The organism is Alteromonas sp. a30 (assembly GCF_026788005.1).
Lineage (GTDB): Bacteria > Pseudomonadota > Gammaproteobacteria > Enterobacterales > Alteromonadaceae > Paraneptunicella.
Window position 1 is genome coordinate 291724 of record NZ_JABEPE010000001.1, and the last position, 19227, is coordinate 310950.

At 45.1% G+C, this 19227-nt stretch carries 13 protein-coding genes; 2 read left to right on the plus strand and 11 right to left on the minus strand.

Translation table 11 applies throughout. The annotated features are described in order from the left end of the window. Nucleotides 1–12: 12 nt before the first annotated feature. Nucleotides 13–1371, minus strand: coding sequence for a GH1 family beta-glucosidase (locus tag HJG39_RS01225; RefSeq protein ID WP_268405819.1), 1359 nt, complete (start codon nt 1369–1371; stop codon nt 13–15). Nucleotides 1372–1620: 249 nt separating this feature from the next. On the opposite strand from HJG39_RS01225, the gene HJG39_RS01230 reads away from it, so the two are divergent. Together HJG39_RS01230 and HJG39_RS01235 are read left to right on the plus strand one after the other, a co-directional pair. Further along, nucleotides 1621–2889 carry a sugar MFS transporter gene (locus tag HJG39_RS01230; protein ID WP_268405822.1) on the plus strand — a complete coding sequence of 423 codons (1269 nt, stop codon included), beginning with the start codon at nt 1621–1623 and terminating at the stop codon, nt 2887–2889. Nucleotides 2890–2908: 19 nt separating this feature from the next. Beyond that, nucleotides 2909–5518: a glycoside hydrolase family 3 protein gene (locus HJG39_RS01235; RefSeq protein ID WP_326849232.1), complete on the plus strand. Its 2610-nt coding sequence runs from the start codon at nt 2909–2911 to the stop codon at nt 5516–5518. 228 nt (nt 5519–5746) lie between these two features. Here HJG39_RS01235 and HJG39_RS01240 read toward each other — a convergent pair whose 3' ends face one another. The 10 genes from HJG39_RS01240 to pgl all read right to left on the minus strand — a co-directional run bounded on the left by HJG39_RS01240 (nt 5747) and on the right by pgl (nt 19223). Next, a complete protein-coding gene (locus HJG39_RS01240) occupies nt 5747–6508 on the minus strand; it encodes an SLATT domain-containing protein (protein ID WP_268405825.1) in 762 nt (253 codons plus the stop codon). 237 nt (nt 6509–6745) lie between these two features. Next, entirely contained in the window at nt 6746–8224 is a 1479-nt protein-coding gene (locus HJG39_RS01245; protein WP_268405828.1) for a tryptophan halogenase family protein, read from the minus strand. 15 nt (nt 8225–8239) lie between these two features. After that, entirely contained in the window at nt 8240–9301 is a 1062-nt protein-coding gene (locus HJG39_RS01250) for a cupin-like domain-containing protein (protein ID WP_268405831.1), read from the minus strand. 67 nt (nt 9302–9368) lie between these two features. Continuing rightward, complete coding sequence (locus tag HJG39_RS01255) at nt 9369–10106, minus strand: SapC family protein (protein ID WP_268405833.1); 738 nt, start codon at nt 10104–10106, stop codon at nt 9369–9371. A 53-nt stretch (nt 10107–10159) separates the two neighbouring features. Beyond that, nucleotides 10160–11728 carry a tryptophan halogenase family protein gene (locus HJG39_RS01260; RefSeq protein WP_268405837.1) on the minus strand — a complete coding sequence of 523 codons (1569 nt, stop codon included), beginning with the start codon at nt 11726–11728 and terminating at the stop codon, nt 10160–10162. Between the two features lie 7 nt (nt 11729–11735). Beyond that, nucleotides 11736–14657, minus strand: coding sequence for a TonB-dependent receptor (locus HJG39_RS01265; protein WP_442780989.1), 2922 nt, complete (start codon nt 14655–14657; stop codon nt 11736–11738). 440 nt (nt 14658–15097) lie between these two features. Then, nucleotides 15098–15745, minus strand: coding sequence for a bifunctional 4-hydroxy-2-oxoglutarate aldolase/2-dehydro-3-deoxy-phosphogluconate aldolase (locus HJG39_RS01270; protein ID WP_268405843.1), 648 nt, complete (start codon nt 15743–15745; stop codon nt 15098–15100). A 2-nt stretch (nt 15746–15747) separates the two neighbouring features. Then, the gene (locus tag HJG39_RS01275; RefSeq protein ID WP_442780987.1) at nt 15748–16734 is read right to left on the minus strand and encodes a glucokinase; all 987 of its coding nucleotides are present in this window, start codon (nt 16732–16734) and stop codon (nt 15748–15750) included. Then, entirely contained in the window at nt 16698–18527 is a 1830-nt protein-coding gene (gene edd / locus HJG39_RS01280; RefSeq protein WP_268405845.1) for a phosphogluconate dehydratase, read from the minus strand. Before edd ends, HJG39_RS01275 begins: the two co-directional genes overlap by 37 nt. Nucleotides 18528–18536: 9 nt before the next feature. Beyond that, the gene (pgl, locus tag HJG39_RS01285; protein ID WP_268405848.1) at nt 18537–19223 is read right to left on the minus strand and encodes a 6-phosphogluconolactonase; all 687 of its coding nucleotides are present in this window, start codon (nt 19221–19223) and stop codon (nt 18537–18539) included. Nucleotides 19224–19227: the final 4 nt, after the last annotated feature.

The following is a 19227-nucleotide window of genomic DNA, read 5'->3' on the forward strand; positions in this document are numbered from 1 at the left end:
AAAAGTTATGCACTAAGCACGTTGCTCTTGACGTTCGGATTGCCTACGCTCGGTTAATAACGCCTGATAACAACGACCACTGTATTTTAAAGTTCGTTGTTGTGTTTGATAATCTACGTAAACAATACCAAAGCGTTTTACATAGCCTTCTGCCCATTCAAAGTTATCTAATAGGCTCCACGCAAAATAACCACGAATATCAACGCCTTGCTGCATAGCATTTTCAACAGCTTGTAAATGCGTTTGAATATATTCGGCTCTATCTGTATCCATCACCTCGCCATTTTGCAGCGTGTCGGGCATGGCTGCGCCGTTCTCTGTAATGTACAGCGGAGGCAAGGTATAGCGTTGATGTAAATCAACCAATACATCGGTTAGCCCTTGCGGAAACACTTCCCATCCCATATCAGTTAACGGTAATGTTTTCTCAGGAACCGCTTGATATAACTCACCTTCAGCACTTTGATAAACTTCCCGGGTATAATAATTAATTCCCAAGAAATCAATTGGCGTGGAAATCAGCGCTAAATCGCCCTCTTCAACTGGCGGTGCAGCACCTTCTGGCTCGGTTAGCACCGCTTCTGGATAAGACCCTGCTAATACGGGTTGGAACAACCATTGGTTAAGAATTTGGTCGGCCATTTTTGCTGCTGCAATATCTTCAGCACTATCGGAGGCAGGATAAGTAGGCGTAATATTTAAGACAATGCCACATAATGCATTTGGTGCATTCTTACGCAACACTGCCATGCCTAAGCCGTGAGCAAGAAGCAAATGATGTCCGGCTGTTCGACCATTTTTAGTGCCTGTAATGCCCGGCGCATGAATGCCCAACTCATAACCTAAATAGGCGCTACAAAAAGGTTCGTTAAAGGTCGCATAGGAATAAACCCTATCACCAAAGGCTTGGGTAATTGCATCCACATATTGTTCATATAAGTAGGCGGTTTCTCGATTTAACCAACCCCCATTTTCTTCAATATGTTGCGGTAAATCCCAATGATAAAGCGTTATAAAAGGTTTAATGTTGTTTGCATTGAGCCAATCCAATTGCTCAATATAATAATTAACGCCTTCTTGCTTAAGTTGACCATTTGCATCCATTACCCGAGGCCAAGAAATGGACATGCGATAAGCATCAACCCCTAAAGACTTAATCAGTGCAAAATCTTCTTTCCAGCGATGAAAATGATCGCATGCTACTGCGCCATCTGACTGATCAGCAATGGCACCGGGCTGTTGACAAAAAACATCCCAGTTGCAAGGTTCCCTGTGTTCAATGCCTCCCTCTATTTGGAAAGAGGCGGTTGCAACACCGAAACAAAATGCTTCATTTAATAGCGGAGAATGAGCGTGTAAGCGAATACTCATAAGTTTCCTATTCCCTAGTCGCCTTCATTTTAAAAACATAGGCTTAGGCTTAACCGTACATTTGAAATGAAGAAATTTATCTATCCCAGAAATTTACCACAACTAAAACAAAATGTAAGCGTTTTCATTTTGTTTTAATTTTGTTAAAGTCATGTTTATCTGGAGCAACTGGCCATACGAGTTAATGACCAATCTATGTCGTTGGCTAGCTCATTCACTATTATCTATTAATCCTCAGAGGTAGCATTTATGGCTAGTTTAGGAACTACAGGTGTGGACGACACCGTGTCTTCTCAAGGTTCTACCTTGTCGAATAGCCAAGGCAGAATTGCGATCACTTCATTAACATCTTTGTTTTTCATGTGGGGATTTATCACCGCCATGAACGACATTCTAATCCCTCATTTAAAGGGCGTTTTTGATTTAACCTACACCCAAGCCATGCTAGTACAGTTTTGCTTCTTTGGCGCGTATTTCTTAGTGTCTATGCCCGCTGGGTACATTGTTAGTAAACTCGGGTATAAAACCGGTATCGCACTTGGTTTAGTGTGTGCGGCGGTGGGTTGCGTACTATTTGTTCCCTCTGCCAAACTCTCCCTCTACTGGATGTTCTTACTTGGCTTATTTGTGCTTGCTTCGGGTGTGACTATTTTACAAGTTGCAGCAAACCCATTAGTAACGTTAATCGGCAACCCAGACACCGCGTCTAGCCGCTTGAACATGACGCAAGCATTTAACTCGCTAGGAACAACCGTTGCCCCTATCATTGGCGGCATACTCATTTTTGGCTCGGTAGACACAGAAACCAACGCAAATCATGTTGAAACCGTGATTGTGCCTTACCTAACCCTTGCCGCTATTTTAGTTTTACTGGCCGTTTTGTCGCGCTTTGTCACTTTGCCAAACCATACTTCTCCACAAGTGACGCCAACATTAGATGGTGTTGTTAAACGCACACCACTGGCGCATTACAAGCATTTAGTGTTGGGGGCTGTTGGCATATTTGTATATGTTGGCGCAGAGGTATCTATCGGAAGCTTTATGATTAGCTTTTTAGGCGAAAAACATATCGCAGGCTTAACTGAATCCGAGGCAGCGCACTACGTCGCCTATTTCTGGGGTGGCGCAATGATTGGTCGCTTTATTGGTGCCGCCATCATGCAAAAAATTCGAGCCAATCGTTTATTGGCCTTTAACAGCCTTGCCGCTATCGTACTGCTTGGCATTGCCATCACCAGTTCAGGTAAAGTCGCCATGTGGGCCTTGCTAGCAACCGGATTGTGCAATTCCATTATGTTTCCAACCATTTTCTCGCTCGGCATTGCCAAGCTCGGTATAGATACCAGCCGTGGTTCTGGCTTACTGTGTTTAGCCATTGTTGGTGGCGCAATCATCCCCGTATTCCAAGGGTTAATTGCTGACGCCAGCGGACTACAAACTTCCTTTTTACTACCTGTAATTTGTTATGTATTCATTGCGTTTTATGGCGCGAAAGGTTATCGCCCCAATCAGGGATAAATCTCGGAGATATAGATTGATGTTTAAATCGAATCCACCTTCGCTCAATGTGAAGTTAACAAAAACCACTATGGCCTGTGCGCTAGCGTTTGCTCTACTTGGATGCAACAACAACAACGCTCAGCCAGATAAAGACCCAAAAACACAAACTAGCGAAACAGGATTATCGCGCAATGTAAACTTATGGCCGCAAATTGATTCTGCAATTAAAGCCGATCCTGCCATTGAAAAGCGTGCGAAAGCCATTCTTGACAAGATGACGATAGAGCAAAAAGTCGCGCAAGTTGTGCAACCAGAAATCCGCTCGATTACTGTTGAAGAAATGCGTCAGTATGGATTTGGTTCCTATTTAAACGGCGGCGGAGCGTATCCAAACGATAACAAACACGCCACCCCCAAAGATTGGATCAACCTAGCTGAAGCGATGTATCAAGCATCAGTTGATGACTCGATCGATGGCTCTACTATCCCGACTATGTGGGGAACGGATGCAGTCCACGGTCACAATAATGTAATTGGTGCGACTTTGTTTCCTCATAATATTGGCTTGGGCGCCGCTCGAAACCCCGAATTAATTGAGTCCATAGCCGCAGCCACCGCAAAAGAGGTGCTCGCAACGGGTATTGATTGGATTTTTGCGCCTACCGTAGCAACCGCCCAAGATGATCGCTGGGGCCGAACCTATGAAAGTTATGCTGAATCTCCCGATTTGGTGAAAGCCTATTCAGCAGCCATTGTAAAAGGGTTACAAGGTTCAGCCGATGGCGACAGCAAACCCTTCTCAGATGATAAAGTCATTGCCACTGTTAAACATTTTGTTGGTGATGGTGGAACTCTGAATGGTGATGACCAAGGTGATAGTCTGGTATCAGAGCAAACGCTTATCGATATTCACGCCCAAGGGTATGTGGGTGGACTAAATGCTGGCGCGCAGACGGTAATGGCTTCATTTAATAGTTGGCACGGCAGCAAAATCCACGGCGACAAATATCTGCTAACCGATGTTCTGAAAGAACGAATGGGCTTTGATGGATTAGTGGTTGGCGATTGGAATGGTCACGGCCAAGTGAGCGGCTGCACCAACGACAACTGCCCGCAAGCTATTAACGCGGGGCTCGATATTTACATGACGCCTAACGACGATTGGCGAAAGCTTTACACCAATCTTGTAGAACAAGTGAAAACCGGGGTAATACCACAAGCGCGTTTGGATGACGCAGTGACACGTATTTTACGAGTGAAACTACGCGCGGGCTTATTCGACAACCCCTCCCCTGCTAAACGTGCGCTTTCCGGTGACCAATCACTGATTGGTGCAGCAGAACACCGAGCGATAGCGCGTCAAGCAGTACAAGAATCTTTAGTGCTGTTAAAGAACAACCAAAACCTTCTGCCGCTATCTGGTAATCAACATATATTGGTTGCAGGCGATGCTGCGGACAACATTGGCAAGCAATCCGGTGGCTGGACCATCACATGGCAAGGCACTGGCAACCAAAATAGCGATTTCCCCGGTGCAACATCAATTTACCAAGGTATCAAACACAAAGTTGAGCAAGCGGGCGGTAGCGTGTCGTTGTCGGTAAACGGAGACTTCACAACCCAGCCTGATGTCGCGGTAGTGGTATTTGGTGAGGAGCCATATGCAGAAGGCAATGGCGATATTAACAACCTTGAATACCAACGGGAAAACAAACGCGACCTAGCGTTGTTGCGTAAATTAAAATCACAAGGTATTCCGGTTGTAGCCGTGTTTATAAGTGGTCGCCCAATGTGGGTTAACCCAGAACTAAACGCTGCGGATGCCTTTGTTGCCGCATGGCTACCGGGCTCAGAAGGCCAAGGCGTTGCCGATGTTATCTTGCGTGATGAAAAAGACCAGATTGATCATGACTTCAAAGGCAAACTATCTTTTTCATGGCCTGCAACACCAACACAGATGCCAAATGTGTTGGATGGCGAAAACGATAACAGCACCAAACCTTTGTTTGAATATGGCTATGGCCTCACTTATTCGGACTCATCTGAATTAGCTGCGCTACCTGAAACGTTCAAAACGGATGCCAAGCAAACGTTAACAAGTAAAGCGCTCTACGTAGGTCAAGTGAAAAAGCCGTGGTCCATTGCCGCAGGCCCAGCCAATGCGTTAACAACGCTCACAAGTAGTGTATTGCAAACGCCTGAAATGCGTGTTCAAACTATAGATCGCTTTGTTCAAGAAGATGCACTTTCTATTGAATGGCTAGCGACAAGTACCAGCGAATTTGGCTTATATTCCCCGTTCCCAGAAGACTTAATTAGCTACTTAGAAGCTGATGCAAGTTTGGCGTTTGACTATAAAATCATGACAAATCAGGTTAACGCGATGCAGCTAGGCGTGCGCTGTTTGGATGCCTGCGATGCGAACATCGACATCACTGAAATGTTGCAAAACAACTTCGACTTCGAACAACCCGACACATGGGGCAAAGCGAGTGTTGCCTTGCGATGTTTAAGCCAAAAAGGCGCAACCTTTAGCAAGATGATGTCGCCTTTTGTGTTATCCAGCGATAAACCCAATCATATTGCCATTTCTAACCTTCGCATTGTGCCTAATGCAGGGAAACAGGCGTTGATAAGCTGCGAATAGCCCTACTCACGTTATGAAACGAAAAAGGAGGCATTCACTATGCCTCCTTTTTTATATATTAACTAAGAGGTTTATAACTAATTGCAAATCACTATCAACGGGCCGATGTTAATCGTCAACCACCTTATTTGAGAAGTTAACATCGGTTCGCTGAACAGACGGAAAAGTCAAGATAAGCTAATTTGTTACCTTTATAACAAAGAAAGTTTCCTACGAAATATTAAATAGTTAGCCTACCCATGAAGAAATAATAAGCCACAAAGAAGATTCATTTTCTACAGAGTTATAAAGAATGTAATTGTAGCGAAAATATGATTCAAAAATGATATATGCGAACAAAGCCATTGGGACATTAGTAACCATATGATAGAAGAACTTATCTATTAGGTACTTTTTTATTTTTATCCATAGAACCTCAATTCTTCCTAATTTATGGTCCTCATATTTAGGGTACTGAGACTTGAACAGTTCATTATCCAAAACCTCATGGTTATCTGACGCTCTAAGAATTGCATCGTAGTCCTTATCCAAACTTTCCAATGCATCAAAAAAATCAGCGTCCTTCTCTCTATTTTCATACTTGTTTTTTAATCTTCTTAATTTTTTGTACAGACTGTTTATATCTAAAGCGCATTGATGCAGACGAACTGCCCTTACACCGTATGAAGCAGAGCTTTCTAATTGACTGAAAATTAAAATAAGAAGCGAGAGCATCACATTGGTAAACAAAATATAATTACCATTATACGATTCCAAATGACTCAGAAAGAAATAGTCAAATAAGGAAAACAAAATCATGTAAGCGGAAAGTAGAGCTATTGATTTATATGAACGAACATTCTTTTCATTGAGTCTCCTAGAAGCAATAAACCTAGCTCGAGAAGTAGACCAAAGGCTATAATTTAACTGTTTATCAAATCCGCCTTGAGTGTACAAGGGAACCCCAATTGAAACCTTTTCCTGTCCTTTTTCATTAGAATCGCTTTTCATAGATGCCTTTATAATCAACCAAAAAAATAAAATGGGTTAACTATACCACCTTAACAGAGGTGAAAACTCTAAATCTTATCTCTGAATAAAGTCATAACTTGCTCGTTCAAAACTTCAGCGATTACCTTACAAAGCTTATCTCTTTAGCATGTATGACATTCATAATTCGTTAAACTCTATATAAAATGTATTTCACTAAAGTTTTCTTAAAAAGTCACAATTTATATGTTGAACCAACTACCCCCCACAATGATGCTTCAGAAAATCGCTATGACTTGGCAATTGCGAAACGGCTTTTCTCACGCGGGCTTCAATTTGTTGCAAGAATTGATTGAGGTCGTCATCGGACATGGTATCCACAATCGGGTGGTACGCTTCTGGTGTTAAGCCCTGCCCTAGCATGACTTGAATCCATGAGTTTTCTGCGAACAGTTCGTTAGGCACTTTGAACACGCGACCGCTTTCTTTGAACAGTTCAATGCGATGTTTTAGGGAGTCTGGTATCGACATGTTGCGACAATAGCGCCAAAACGGGGAATCTTTTCGTTCAGTTACGTAGTAATGCAGAATGATGAAGTCGCGAATATTGAGCACTTCATGTTCGGTTTGCTGATTGAATTCGTTCACGCTGGCGTGTTCCACACCATGATAAGGGAACAACTGCATGAATCGAATAATACTGCGCTGAATCAAGTGAATACTGGTGGATTCAAGCGGTTCTAAGAAGCCGCTCGACAAGCCGATGGCTAAACAGTTTTTATGCCAATGTTCACGGCGCTGGCCGGTACGAAAACGAATTAAGCGCGGTGTGGTAATTGGCTCGCCTTTTAAGTTATTGAGTAGGGTTTCTTGGGCGTTGTCATCGTCGATATAACGACGACAATACACTAGGCCATTCCCCATACGGTGCTGCAACGGAATTTGCCACTGCCAGCCATAATCATGGGCAATAGAACGGGTGTAAGGCACAGGCTCACCTTGCATTTCGGTTTGCACCGCCAAGGCGCTATCGCAAGGGAGCCAGTGTGTCCAGTCGTCGTAGCCCACATGCATTGCATCTTCAATCAGTAAAGCGCGAAAGCCGGTACAATCAATAAAGAAGTCGCCTTCAATACGCTGCCCAGATTCCAACGTTAAGGCATCAATAAAACCGTTTTCAGAATGCAAACACACTTGCTTAATTTTACCTTCCACGCGAGTTGCGCCGTTGGTTTCTGCCATTTTTCGCAAGAACTTAGCGTAAGCGCTGGCGTCTAAATGATAAGCATAGTTAATGCCGTTAGAGGGCAATACGGCAAAACGATTTTGTTGCGCAGCGACCAACTCAGGGCAATAGTCACCAAAGGGTTTGCTGATATTAAGCTGCTGCCCTTTTAGCCAAAAGTGCTGGAAACCAGCAGCCCATGTGTCTTGCCCCGTGATGCCAAAAGAGTGAATGTAGTCTTGGTCAATGTCTCGCCAATTTTCGAATTTAATGCCGAGCTTAAACGTGGCATTGGTTTCACGCATAAATTCTTGTTCGTTGATACTCAACAACTTATGCAGGGTTAGCAATGGTGGAATGGTGGCTTCACCAACGCCAACCGTGCCAATTTCTTCCGATTCAACCAAAGTGACTTTAATGGCCTTACCTAATAGTTTTGAGAGCGATGCCGCTGTCATCCATCCTGCGGTGCCACCACCAGCAATAACCACATGTTTGACATGATTTTGCATTGTTAATTCGCCTCTTTACTTAATTCTTAATCGATTGTGCAAGCGTAGTTGCAGTTTTCGCGCTTGCTCCGCCGACAATCCTTCTTTTTGCCATGTTAAACCGGTTTGCATCGGCTCAGGTTGGTACGCCGCCGTTTTCTCTGCTTCGGGTTTATCGGCATCATCGAACAGGTAATAATTGAATAACGCCTTCCATGCTTGCTTTTGTGAGGAAGGCAACGACTTCAGCCCTAATAACGCATGGGTTAACACATCTGATGGCGAGCCCATATAAGCTGGCGTATTTCGCCACCAATAGTTAATAAGAGTATTAATGCCGGACAAACTCTCAACATGATGCCACCACATACTTGGCAAAAATAACGCATCGCCCGGAGCAAGTTCGGCGACAATGGCCTGTTGCATCGCCTGTTCAAATTTGGGGTAACGCGTTAAATCCGGGTGGTAGAAGTCCACCAAACTAATCGGTTGCCCTGCTGGGGTAATTTCAATTGGGCCGGGATAGAGCGCATCCACTAACTCTGGTGCAAATAAGGTAAAACGGCGTTTACCAGAAATGCAACACGCCAAATTTTGTGGAAAGTCGTAATGCGCGGCAATGCGGCTTTTGTTGCCTAACCATAAGCTAACAAGGGGTTCGAAGTTTTCTAACTGTGTCGGTAAATCGTTTTGCGCTCGAAAACCCGGCAAGAATTGATCCAGCAAGGTAGAGCCTAGGTAATACGTTGTGCCGGTTTTTGCTTTGCTTTCTTGCAAAACCAAAGACAACACATCGAATAAACCTTTGAAAGCAGCTTGGAAATTACCGCCCTGAAAACCGTCATCATAGAAAATTCGTCCTTGTGCTTCCGGCCCCGCTCGATACACGGTCACAGGCTCATCAGTACCAAAGCCCGCTAGGTAATCGAGCAACGCCACATCGCCCGATTGCGCTAATTTAACCACAGGCCAATGCGACACCAAACCACGAATAACTAGAGGCTGGGTTTGCTCGTTCAATTGTAAAAACACGTCGTTGAAATCACTGGCGTCAACTTCTTGCACATTGGGCGCATTCAATAACCAGTCAATCGTCATAGTTTCTCCAGCTTGGCTTGTTGTCCAATCTAAATAATGCTTTGTAAGCCTTTAATCCTTTACATTGTTACGCCTTGAGCAAAGTCGCGTTTTTTCTGGCAATAAGATTAGAAAACTGCGATAGCGACGCCAACATCATATATACCGCCGACAAAAAGCCCTTTTCGTTCAGTTCAGCAAGCTTTTCAGCGCTGAGTTTGTACAATTTTTCTTCGTTGATAGTGTAATAACCTAGAAGCTGATGCGTTGTACCATCGTTCAATTCAATTTCCGCAGAAAAGCTTTCCACCAATTCGAGCTCAATCAATGCCGCTGAGAAGGCTTTATTTTGCTCCATGCCCAAGTGAATGCTTTCAAGCAAACTCGCCATTTTTTGCAAATACGGACTTTGTTCGCCTAAATCCATAAACAACGGTTCGCCTTGCTCTTGGCTCACCCGAGGGTTGTCTAAATCTATATGAACGACGCGCTGCTTTTCGTCGCTATCGGGAGTGGATTTAAACCCAATTGAAAAGGGTTGTCTGGCAATTAATGCGGGGATATATGGCGCATCCCAATGTGACTCTTGCAAAAACAAGTTTTCCCCTATTTCAAACCCCAAAACCACAACTGGATGAAACAGCCCTGATTGTCCATCGCGCTGGAAAACAATGGGGTAATGCGCCTGCACTGTTCGAAATTCGCCAACAAAACTCAAGCAAGCATTCACGCTGTCGCCATACTCGGCGCCTAACTGGCTACCATGACGCGTGTCGATTTTAATTTGTTTATGCTCATCTGGGGTTAAAAGCACCGTGTTTGTCATTCTTGTTCTCGTATTTAATTGCAACCTTAGTTGCCGGAATAATTATCACCAACTCAACGCAGCGCTAACTGCTTAAGCCATTCTCTGTGCGTTGGCAGTGACTGTAATAAGTGTCGTGTTTGGTTGGCAACTTGTTTAAAACAGCGTTCAGCCTCTACCTGCATGGCCAATTGTGCCGCATTGGCAGCATTATCCATAGGTAAAGCTAGCTTTTCTTGCTGCATGCCGTACCAAATATAGCGCCAACTGGCGGCAGGAAACATTTCCATCATCATGGGTACATCGTGCAAATTCGGCCCGCTTTGTGCCCATAATTGCAAATTGTCTTGTAGCCAGTCGGAACAGGTTTCTATTGCTGTTTGCGCTCGCCAGTAGTCGCTGTCTCTGCGTGATGAAAGTACATAATGCAGTTTAATAAAATCGATGATTTTAGACCAATGATAGTGCATGGTGCTATTAAAGCGCTTAGCGACGACAGCATTGGCTTGCACATCCGGCGTGATGTTGTCACTGATAAAATTCACGGCACTTTCAATTAGCGCAATGGCAGAAGCTTCCAGCGGCTCTAAAAATCCGGCCGATAACCCTATCGCAACGCAGTTATGATGCCAAAACTGTGTACGCACTCCGGGTTGATACGCGATGGCTTTCGCCTCTATTTTTTCCAACTGTTTCAAAAAAGCGCCACTGCCCTGCGTGCTGTTTTCAACATGCTGGCGTAAACACTGTTCGGCCTCATCATCAGAGGTAAAGTGACTGGAATATACCAGGCCTATTCCACGTCGATTTTGCAAGCCTATGTCCCATGTCCAACCTTGACTATGTGCGGTTGAAAGCGTAGCTGAGGCAATAGGCGAATGTGCATTTTCGTAAGGTATTTGCAGTGCTAGCGCGCGATTATTAATTTGTGTGCTTTCGATGCTTTGCCACGGAATGTGGTAATGCTGCTCAATTAGCCGACCAGAAAACCCGGTGCAATCAATGAATAAATCGGCTTCAAAACGCTCGCCGCTGTCCGTCACAATGGCTTGAATAGGCGCGCTGCTATCACCAATTACCGAATCGATGGTGGCAAGTACATGGTTCACACCTAATTTAGCGGTGCCATGAGTCTGCAACAAACTAGCAAATTTTCCGGCATCAAGATGGTACCCGTAATTTAAAGCCGTGCTGTTTTCGCCTGCCTGCAAGGCTTTCGGCGCACGCTGCATATCGCTAACGCGGGCCTGCGCACTAACAGCATTAGCAAAACTAACCTCTTGTTGATAAGGCAACCAATATTGGGATAAATCCAGATGAGGATAGCCTTCTGGCAAGGTGAATGGATGATAGTAGCGATCGTTTTCTTGACCGGTTCGCCACGCATCAAAACGAGATCCTTGTTTGAAAGCGGCATCACATTGCTTGAGGAATTCAGCTTCGCTCAAACCAATTTTATGTAGCGTTTGGCGCATGGAAGGCCATGTTCCCTCGCCAACACCAATACTAGGGATATTGGGTGATTCAACGAGGGTGACATGGATATTAAGACGTGGGCAGGCACGTAACAAACAGGCTGTTAACCAGCCTGCCGTGCCGCCACCGACCACCACAACCTGCGTGGCGTGTTGTTGATTACTCATGAAAGCATTAGAACTTATAACGCATTCCTAAATGATAACGTGGTCCAGTTTGAGTCACGTTAAGAACTTGCTCTTCTGCACGACCATAACTTCTTGTGTACTCATCCGTCAAATTCAAGCCTTCGAAGAAGAAGGTTAAATGCTCGTCGTAATCATAGCTGATGGTGGCATCCCATTGACCGTAATCTTCGATGTAGGTTGGGTGCGAACCGGTTCCTTGATTCGTTGAATTCAGGAAGTCATCACGCCAGTTGTAAGCCACACGAATTTGCCAGCCATCTTTTTCATAGAAGCCGATAATGTTGGCAGAGTCACTTAAGCCTAATAGTGCGAATTGTTGCTCTAGGCTGAAGTTGTCGTAACTGATATCGCCATCAACAAATGTGGCGTTGAGAATGGCACCGAACCCGGTTTCACCAAATACATGCTGCAAGGCAATTTCCCAACCGTCGATTTTTGCTTCGCGTTGGTTAACTGGCACGGTGATGTCGAATACTGCTGCGCCATCTTCGCCATCAATACCGAAGATAGTGTCGCCATCAACGGTATCTGGATAATTGGCAATAATGTATTCGCGGATAGCAACCACATCGTTGCCCACTGCTGCCAACGCTTCTTGATAACGAGGACCATTTGCAGGGTGCGCGAGGTTAAACACAGTTTCTTCAACAATGGATGTACCGATGAAATTCTTCACATCTTTTTCGTAATATCCTACGGCGAGGTAACTATCTTCGTTGTAATACCACTCGAGGGTTAAATCGATGTTATCAGACTCAAACGGTTTCAAATTTGGATTACCACGAGAGCCTGTACCGCCATCAATACGCACTAAGGTGTTAACCGTTAGGCCACCTTGGATGTCGGCATAGCTTGGACGGGCAATGGTTTTGCTGTAAGACGCACGGAAAATGACGTCTTCATAAATTTCAATATCGAAATCGATGTTAGGTAGGAAGTTGTCGTATTCACCTTCTAACTGAGTGAAATCCTGATCACCGGTAGCAACAAGATTAAATTCGTTGGCGGACACCCAACCAATCCCGCTATAGGTAGGCACCAAAGCGCGAGATTCTATATCTGTTTCTTCATAACGCGCACCAACGACTAAGTTAATTGGACGGTCATCCCACTCTGTTTCCATGTGCAATTGTAAATAAACCGCTTTGGCTTCTTCTTCTACACGACGGTCGGTATCAAGAATGGATGAGGTACAGAAACCTGTTCCACAATCACCTAACCCTTCTACTGGGTATAACTCTTCTGCGCGATCTCTTACATTGTGGAAATCAAACATGAAGAATTCATTTTGAAGCAAATCGTTGTCACTTCCCGGTAAATCAAAACGATCACTTACCGTTGCCGCAGGCCAGAAGCTGTTGTCGAAATCACCTTCAACACCTACGCCACCCCAAGTATCACGTTGCACATTGGAGAATGCAGAGCGGTTTTTAGAATCAACAAAGCTTGCACCAAAGTCGATACTGCGGAAAAAGTCGTGTTCGAATACGTACTCACCGTTAATTTGGAATTGGTCAATTTCACTACGCATCATGGAATGACGGAATGAAGAGCCGGTCACGCGCATATCTTCTGGACGCAGCGAACCCCCTTCAGGATAACCTATTTCTAGAACCGGAAATTTCTCACCAAAATACGCGGTTGTACTTGCACGAACAAATGCCGCAGTACTTAAGATGTTGTTACTACCAAATTCGCTGTCTGGGCGAGATTCAGCCGAGGAAGAGTGAAAATCAAACTCAAGCGTTAGGGCATCATTCGCTTGCCATTCAACATTAAAGCCTACCGATTTATTTTCATTTATCGTGGCGTAGTCCCCCGCGCCCATCGCAATATCCGCAGGGTTTGCAGACGTATCTTCGCTATAAACTAGCGGCGACGCAATTGGGCCGTCCGTCCATTCACCCGTTGAAGGGCCGAAGTTAAACCATGCAGACAAATCGTTGAACTGGGTATCAACTTGGTTTTCTGCATAAGTATAATCAAGCGTGGTGGTTAAGGTATCAATTGGGCGATATTGTAACGTCAATTGACCATTAATACGGGTTCTTTGTACTTCTTCAAAGCGATACCCTAAGCTTTGCGGTACAGAGTAAATGGAATCTTCTGTTGGACGGTTGATATGACCAGAATCTGGGCCGCTTGGAATACCACCCCAATCACCGGTTCCCGCATCATAATTTTGGTCGGTAATACCCGGAAATGAGCGCCAGCCTGTGCCGACATTGGCTTGTTGGTTGCCGCTGTCACGCTTTTGATAACTGCCTGAAATAGCCACACCAAATTTCTCGTCATCGAAGGTATTACTATACAAACCAGACAACTCAGGTGTGATGTCTCTGTCTTTATCGCTCGATGAATCGTAAACCCCTTTTACACCGAACGTAGCTTTTAAACCCGGCGCTTGTAGTGGTTTGGTGGTGGTGATGTTAATGGTTGAGCCTAAACCGCCTGTAGCAATATGCGCTTTACCGGTTTTGTATATTTCAACGCCAGCGACCCCTTCGGAGGCAATGTTTGAGAAGTCATAAGAACGAGAAGAAGACGCAGAGGTCGCTTCTAAATTCGACGCAGGCATTTGGCGTCCGTTCAACGTAACCAAGTTGAAGTCGGGTCCAAAACCACGCACCGTTACCTTGCTACCTTCACCGTTTTGGCGATCAATTGAAACACCAGTCACACGTTGTAAAGACTCAGCAAGGTTGGTATCTGGGAATTTCCCCATATCTTCGGCAGATATGGCTTCCATGACACCTTTGTAGTCGCGTTTAACTTCCATTGATTTGATCAAACTGCCCCGAATACCGGAAACACTGATCACTTCAACATCATCTTGTAAACCGTTATTGTTAGCCTCCTGTGCGTCCTGCGCTTGTGCAGAAACTGTAAAAGCAACACCCATTAACATGGGAATAACAACAGCTAACGGCTTCTTCTGAAATCCAACATTCTTTTTTCTTGTGTACACAATAACCTCAACCAATCCAAAGGTGTCAATGACTTGTAACCAACGCTAATTCAAATGGTTACAAGGTGTAGATAGTCACGTCAATTATTGAATGTAGTCTTGAATCATCTTATTAACAATGCGAAGTCTTCAACCCGAAATATTCAAATATTGTTTTCATTGATCAAGGCAACCAAATGAAAGTGTGACCATTTCACTAACATTTTGCTCTAAATGAAAGCAAAATGTAAACGCTTACATTAGATGCTAATGCGCGAAAAGAATTCAGTCAACAAAAATTTAACATTTATTGCGGGGCAATGGCGGTGTCAGATTTGGGACAATAAAAAAGCTCCAATATAGGAGCTTTTGTAAAAAGAGATGAATTGATACAACAAAAACTAGGTTGTTGCGCCTGCGATAGCCTCTTTAGCAAGCTGGGTAATACGAGCATAGTCGCCAGATTTCAAAGCATCTTCTGGCACCAACCATGACCCACCTACGCACTTTACATTTGGTAATGCAAGGTAAGACAAATAATTGTTTATATCGATGCCACCCGTTGGGCAGAATTTAACGTCTGGGAAGGGCCCACCAATCGATTTAATGGCTTTAGCACCACCAGACGCTTCAGCCGGGAAGAATTTGAAATGATCGTAACCTAAATCAATGCCTTCCATTAACTCAGAAATAGAGGCAATCCCCGGGATCAAAGCAATTTTGCCCTCGTTACCCGCGATTAATAGCTCTTTGGTCATGCCCGGACTAATAGCAAATTGTGCGCCTGCGGCTTGCACTTGCTCTAGCTGTTCAGCGTTAGTCACGGTACCCGCTCCCACTATCGCTTCTGGCACTTCTTTGGCAATCACAGAAATCACGTCCATAGCCGCAGGTGTACGTAATGTCACCTCCAGCACTTTTATACCACCTTCGACCAAGGCTTTCGCCATTGGCACAGCAGTATCCACATCCTTCACCACTAAAACAGGAACCACGGGGCCTTGTGAGAAAATGTCTTCTGCTGAATGCAGCCAGTTTTTGTTTTGCATAATTACCCCTTGTAATGCTGTTCCAGATAAGCCGCCGCGCCAAGCAAACCGTGGTCAGGCTCTGTAATCACATAAGTTGGAATGACGGACACATATTCTTTAAAGCGCCCTTTTGCTAAATAGCGTGCTCTAAAGTCACTTTGTTCCAAAAATGGAATGAACCGGGAAACGATTCCGCCAGCAATGTAAATGCCGCCAGACGTTCCCATATTAAGTGCCAAATTACCGGCAAAAGAGCCCATAATGGCGCAGAACTGATTCAGTGCTTTCACACAAATTTCACATGCACCAGATAAGGCATTTTCTGTTACTTGCGCAGGTTCCTCGCAACTTACTGCAACACCATTCATATCGGCAATGGCTTGGTAAATTTGCAATAGGCCGTTACCGGAAAGCAGTTGCTCAGCGGACACTCGTTCGTAGCGCTTTTGTAAAAAGGTTAAAATAGCCATGTCGATTGCGTCTACGGGGGCAAAGTCGACGTGACCACCCTCTCCGGGAATCGATTGCCATCCCACTGGTGTGTGAATTAGATGGCCTACACCTAACCCCGTACCGGGACCAAATACCGCAATATGCCCAGTTGGATCGGCTGTGCCAGAGCCAATTTGGTGTTTTTGATCTTCACCTAAAACTGGTAACGACATTGAAACAGCGGTGTAATCATTGATGACTTGTAGCCAATCAAGCGACAAACCTTGGGTTAGCGCTTTAACTGAAAATGCCCAATGATGGTTGGTCATTTTGATGGTATCGGTGTTAGTCGGACACGCAATACCAATACAACCCGCCTTAAAGGTGACATCTGGAAATTCAGCAAAGTAAGCTAAAATCACCTCTTGAATGGTGGCATAGTCTTTACATAAATACTTTTTGATGTGAGAAATCCGACCATTGGTTTCTTGTGCCAAACGAATATTCGTTCCGCCCACATCCGCTACAAAACGTCCCATCACAGCACTTGCTCCTGACTCGCAAACAATGAACATGCGCCTTCTTCAGCTCCTGTTAACAAGCCTCGCGTCCCCGTAAAGAGTTCGCGCCCCATGCCTTCTTGGTGATTTTCAAGATTGGCTTGTTTCGGTTGACGCGCATTAAGCTCTTCATCGCTTATCAACAGATTTAACGCCCCTGTTGCCGCATCTAGCTCTATCATGTCACCATTTTGTACACGCGCTAGCATGCCGCCATCGTAAGCCTCTGGTGTCACATGAATCGCAGCCGGCACTTTACCCGAGGCACCAGACATACGACCATCTGTGACCAGAGCCACTTTGTAACCTTTATCTTGAAGTACGCCCAGTGGTGGTGTGAGTCTGTGAAGCTCTGGCATGCCAATGGCTTTAGGCCCTTGGAAACGCACAACCACGATGCAGTCTTTATCTAAATCGCCAGATTTAAACGCCGCATCCAATTCAAACTGATCTTCAAATACCACGGCTGGTGCCGTAATCGTGCTTGTGCCTTCACGCATTGCCGATGTTTTGATGACGCCGCGCCCCAAGTTTCCGCTAAGTACAGAAAGACCGCCGTCTGGCTTAAATGGTGTTTCCACGCTTGCGACAACTTCTTTGTCGAAACTTTCTGTTGGTCCTGTTTTCCACACTAACTGACCATCTTCTAACGCCGGCTCTTGGGTGTATTTTTCCAAGCCTTGACCGCAAATCGTGGTGACATCGTTATGTAACAAGCCTGCTTCTAACAACATTTTAAATAGCAATGCCATACCGCCAGCGGCATTGAAGTGGTTAATGTCGGCTGAACCGTTTGGATAAATGCGTGTCAGCAATGGCACTGATTTAGAAATGTCGGAAAAATCGTCCCACGTTAGGTAATACCCTGCCGCTCTGGCAACCGCAATCATGTGCATGGTGTGGTTTGTGGAACCACCTGTCGCCAATAAACCAACCAATCCATTAACAATCGATTTAGCATCAACGATTTTGGAAATGGGTGTGTATTCGGTGCCTAAATCCGTTAAACGAGTTACTTGCTTCGCGGCGGCATCGGTTAGCGCGTGGCGTAATTCTGTACCGGGGTTAATGAAAGATGCGCCCGGCAAATGTAACCCCATAATCTCAACAATTAGCTGATTACTGTTGGCTGTGCCGTAAAAGGTACAGGTCCCTGCCGAGTGATAAGATTTAGATTCTGCCTCAAGCAGTTCTTCTCGGCCTACTTTCCCTTCTGCATAAGCTTGGCGCACACGAGCCTTTTCTTTGTTAGGGATCCCTGATGGCATTGGCCCCGCTGGCACAAAGACCGTAGGCAAATGCCCAAAACTTAATGCGCCCATTAACAATCCCGGCACGATCTTATCGCAAATACCCAGCATTAATGTGCCATCAAACATGTTGTGAGATAGCGCAATAGCCGCCGCTTGAGCAATAATATCACGGCTCATCAAGCTTAAATCCATACCCGGATTCCCTTGCGTCACCCCGTCACACATTGCGGGAACACCACCCGCAAACTGGGCTACACCGCCTACTGATGCAATCGCCTCTTTAATTTGCTGTGGATACGCTTCATAAGGCTGATGTGCCGACAACATATCGTTGTAGGAAGACACAATGGCAATGTTGGACTTAACCATGTTGGTTAATGCGTTTTTGTCCGAGGCATTACATGCCGCAAAACCATGAGCTAAGTTTCCGCAAGATAACACGCCGCGATGCGGTCCTTGACGACGCGCCTTATCAACCTTGGCGAGATACGCAGCGCGAGAGTCTTTGCTACGTTCAATAATGCGTTGTGTTACTTCTTGAATAGTTGAATTCATTCGATTCTCCTATGGCGCCCACATGAGCTGCACGTCAGCATTGTTTAATACTGCTCGAATTGGCATTTGCAGTGCATCATCTCCAGCTAATGCTTCATCCAAAACCGCCTTTTTGCTGTCTCCTGTTAGATGCAAAAAGATATGTTTGCTGGCCAAAATGCGCTTGAGCGTGAGTGACATGCGTTGATGGGGTGCAGTAGTTGGTTGCACAGCGATGTAATCAGCTTGTGTATTTAAATCTAGTCCGGCTTGAACTTGTTCAGAACAAGGGAACAGTGACGCCGTATGACCATCTTCTCCCATGCCAAGAATCAGGGCATCAAATGGCGTTTGCATCGAGGCTAATTGTTCGGTGCAAGTTGCAACCGCCTCTTCTGCTTGTGCATGTGACGTTTTAATTTCAACAAAATTGGCACTTGCTGCGTAACCTTGCAACAAATTTTCTTTCACCAAGCGCGTGTTACTTGCCTCATCGGTTTCATCAACCCAACGCTCATCAACGAGCGAAATATCAACCTTGCTCCAGTCAATATTGGTTTCCGATAATTGTTTAAACAGCGGTAAAGGCGTACGACCACCCGACACGAGCAGGCTAGCGCGCCCATTTTCAGCGATGCCTTGCGATAGAATCGCCACAAGGCGCTCGGCGAAGGCGTGATTTAATGCGTCTTTCGATTCGAAAAGGTGTGCTTGCATGACG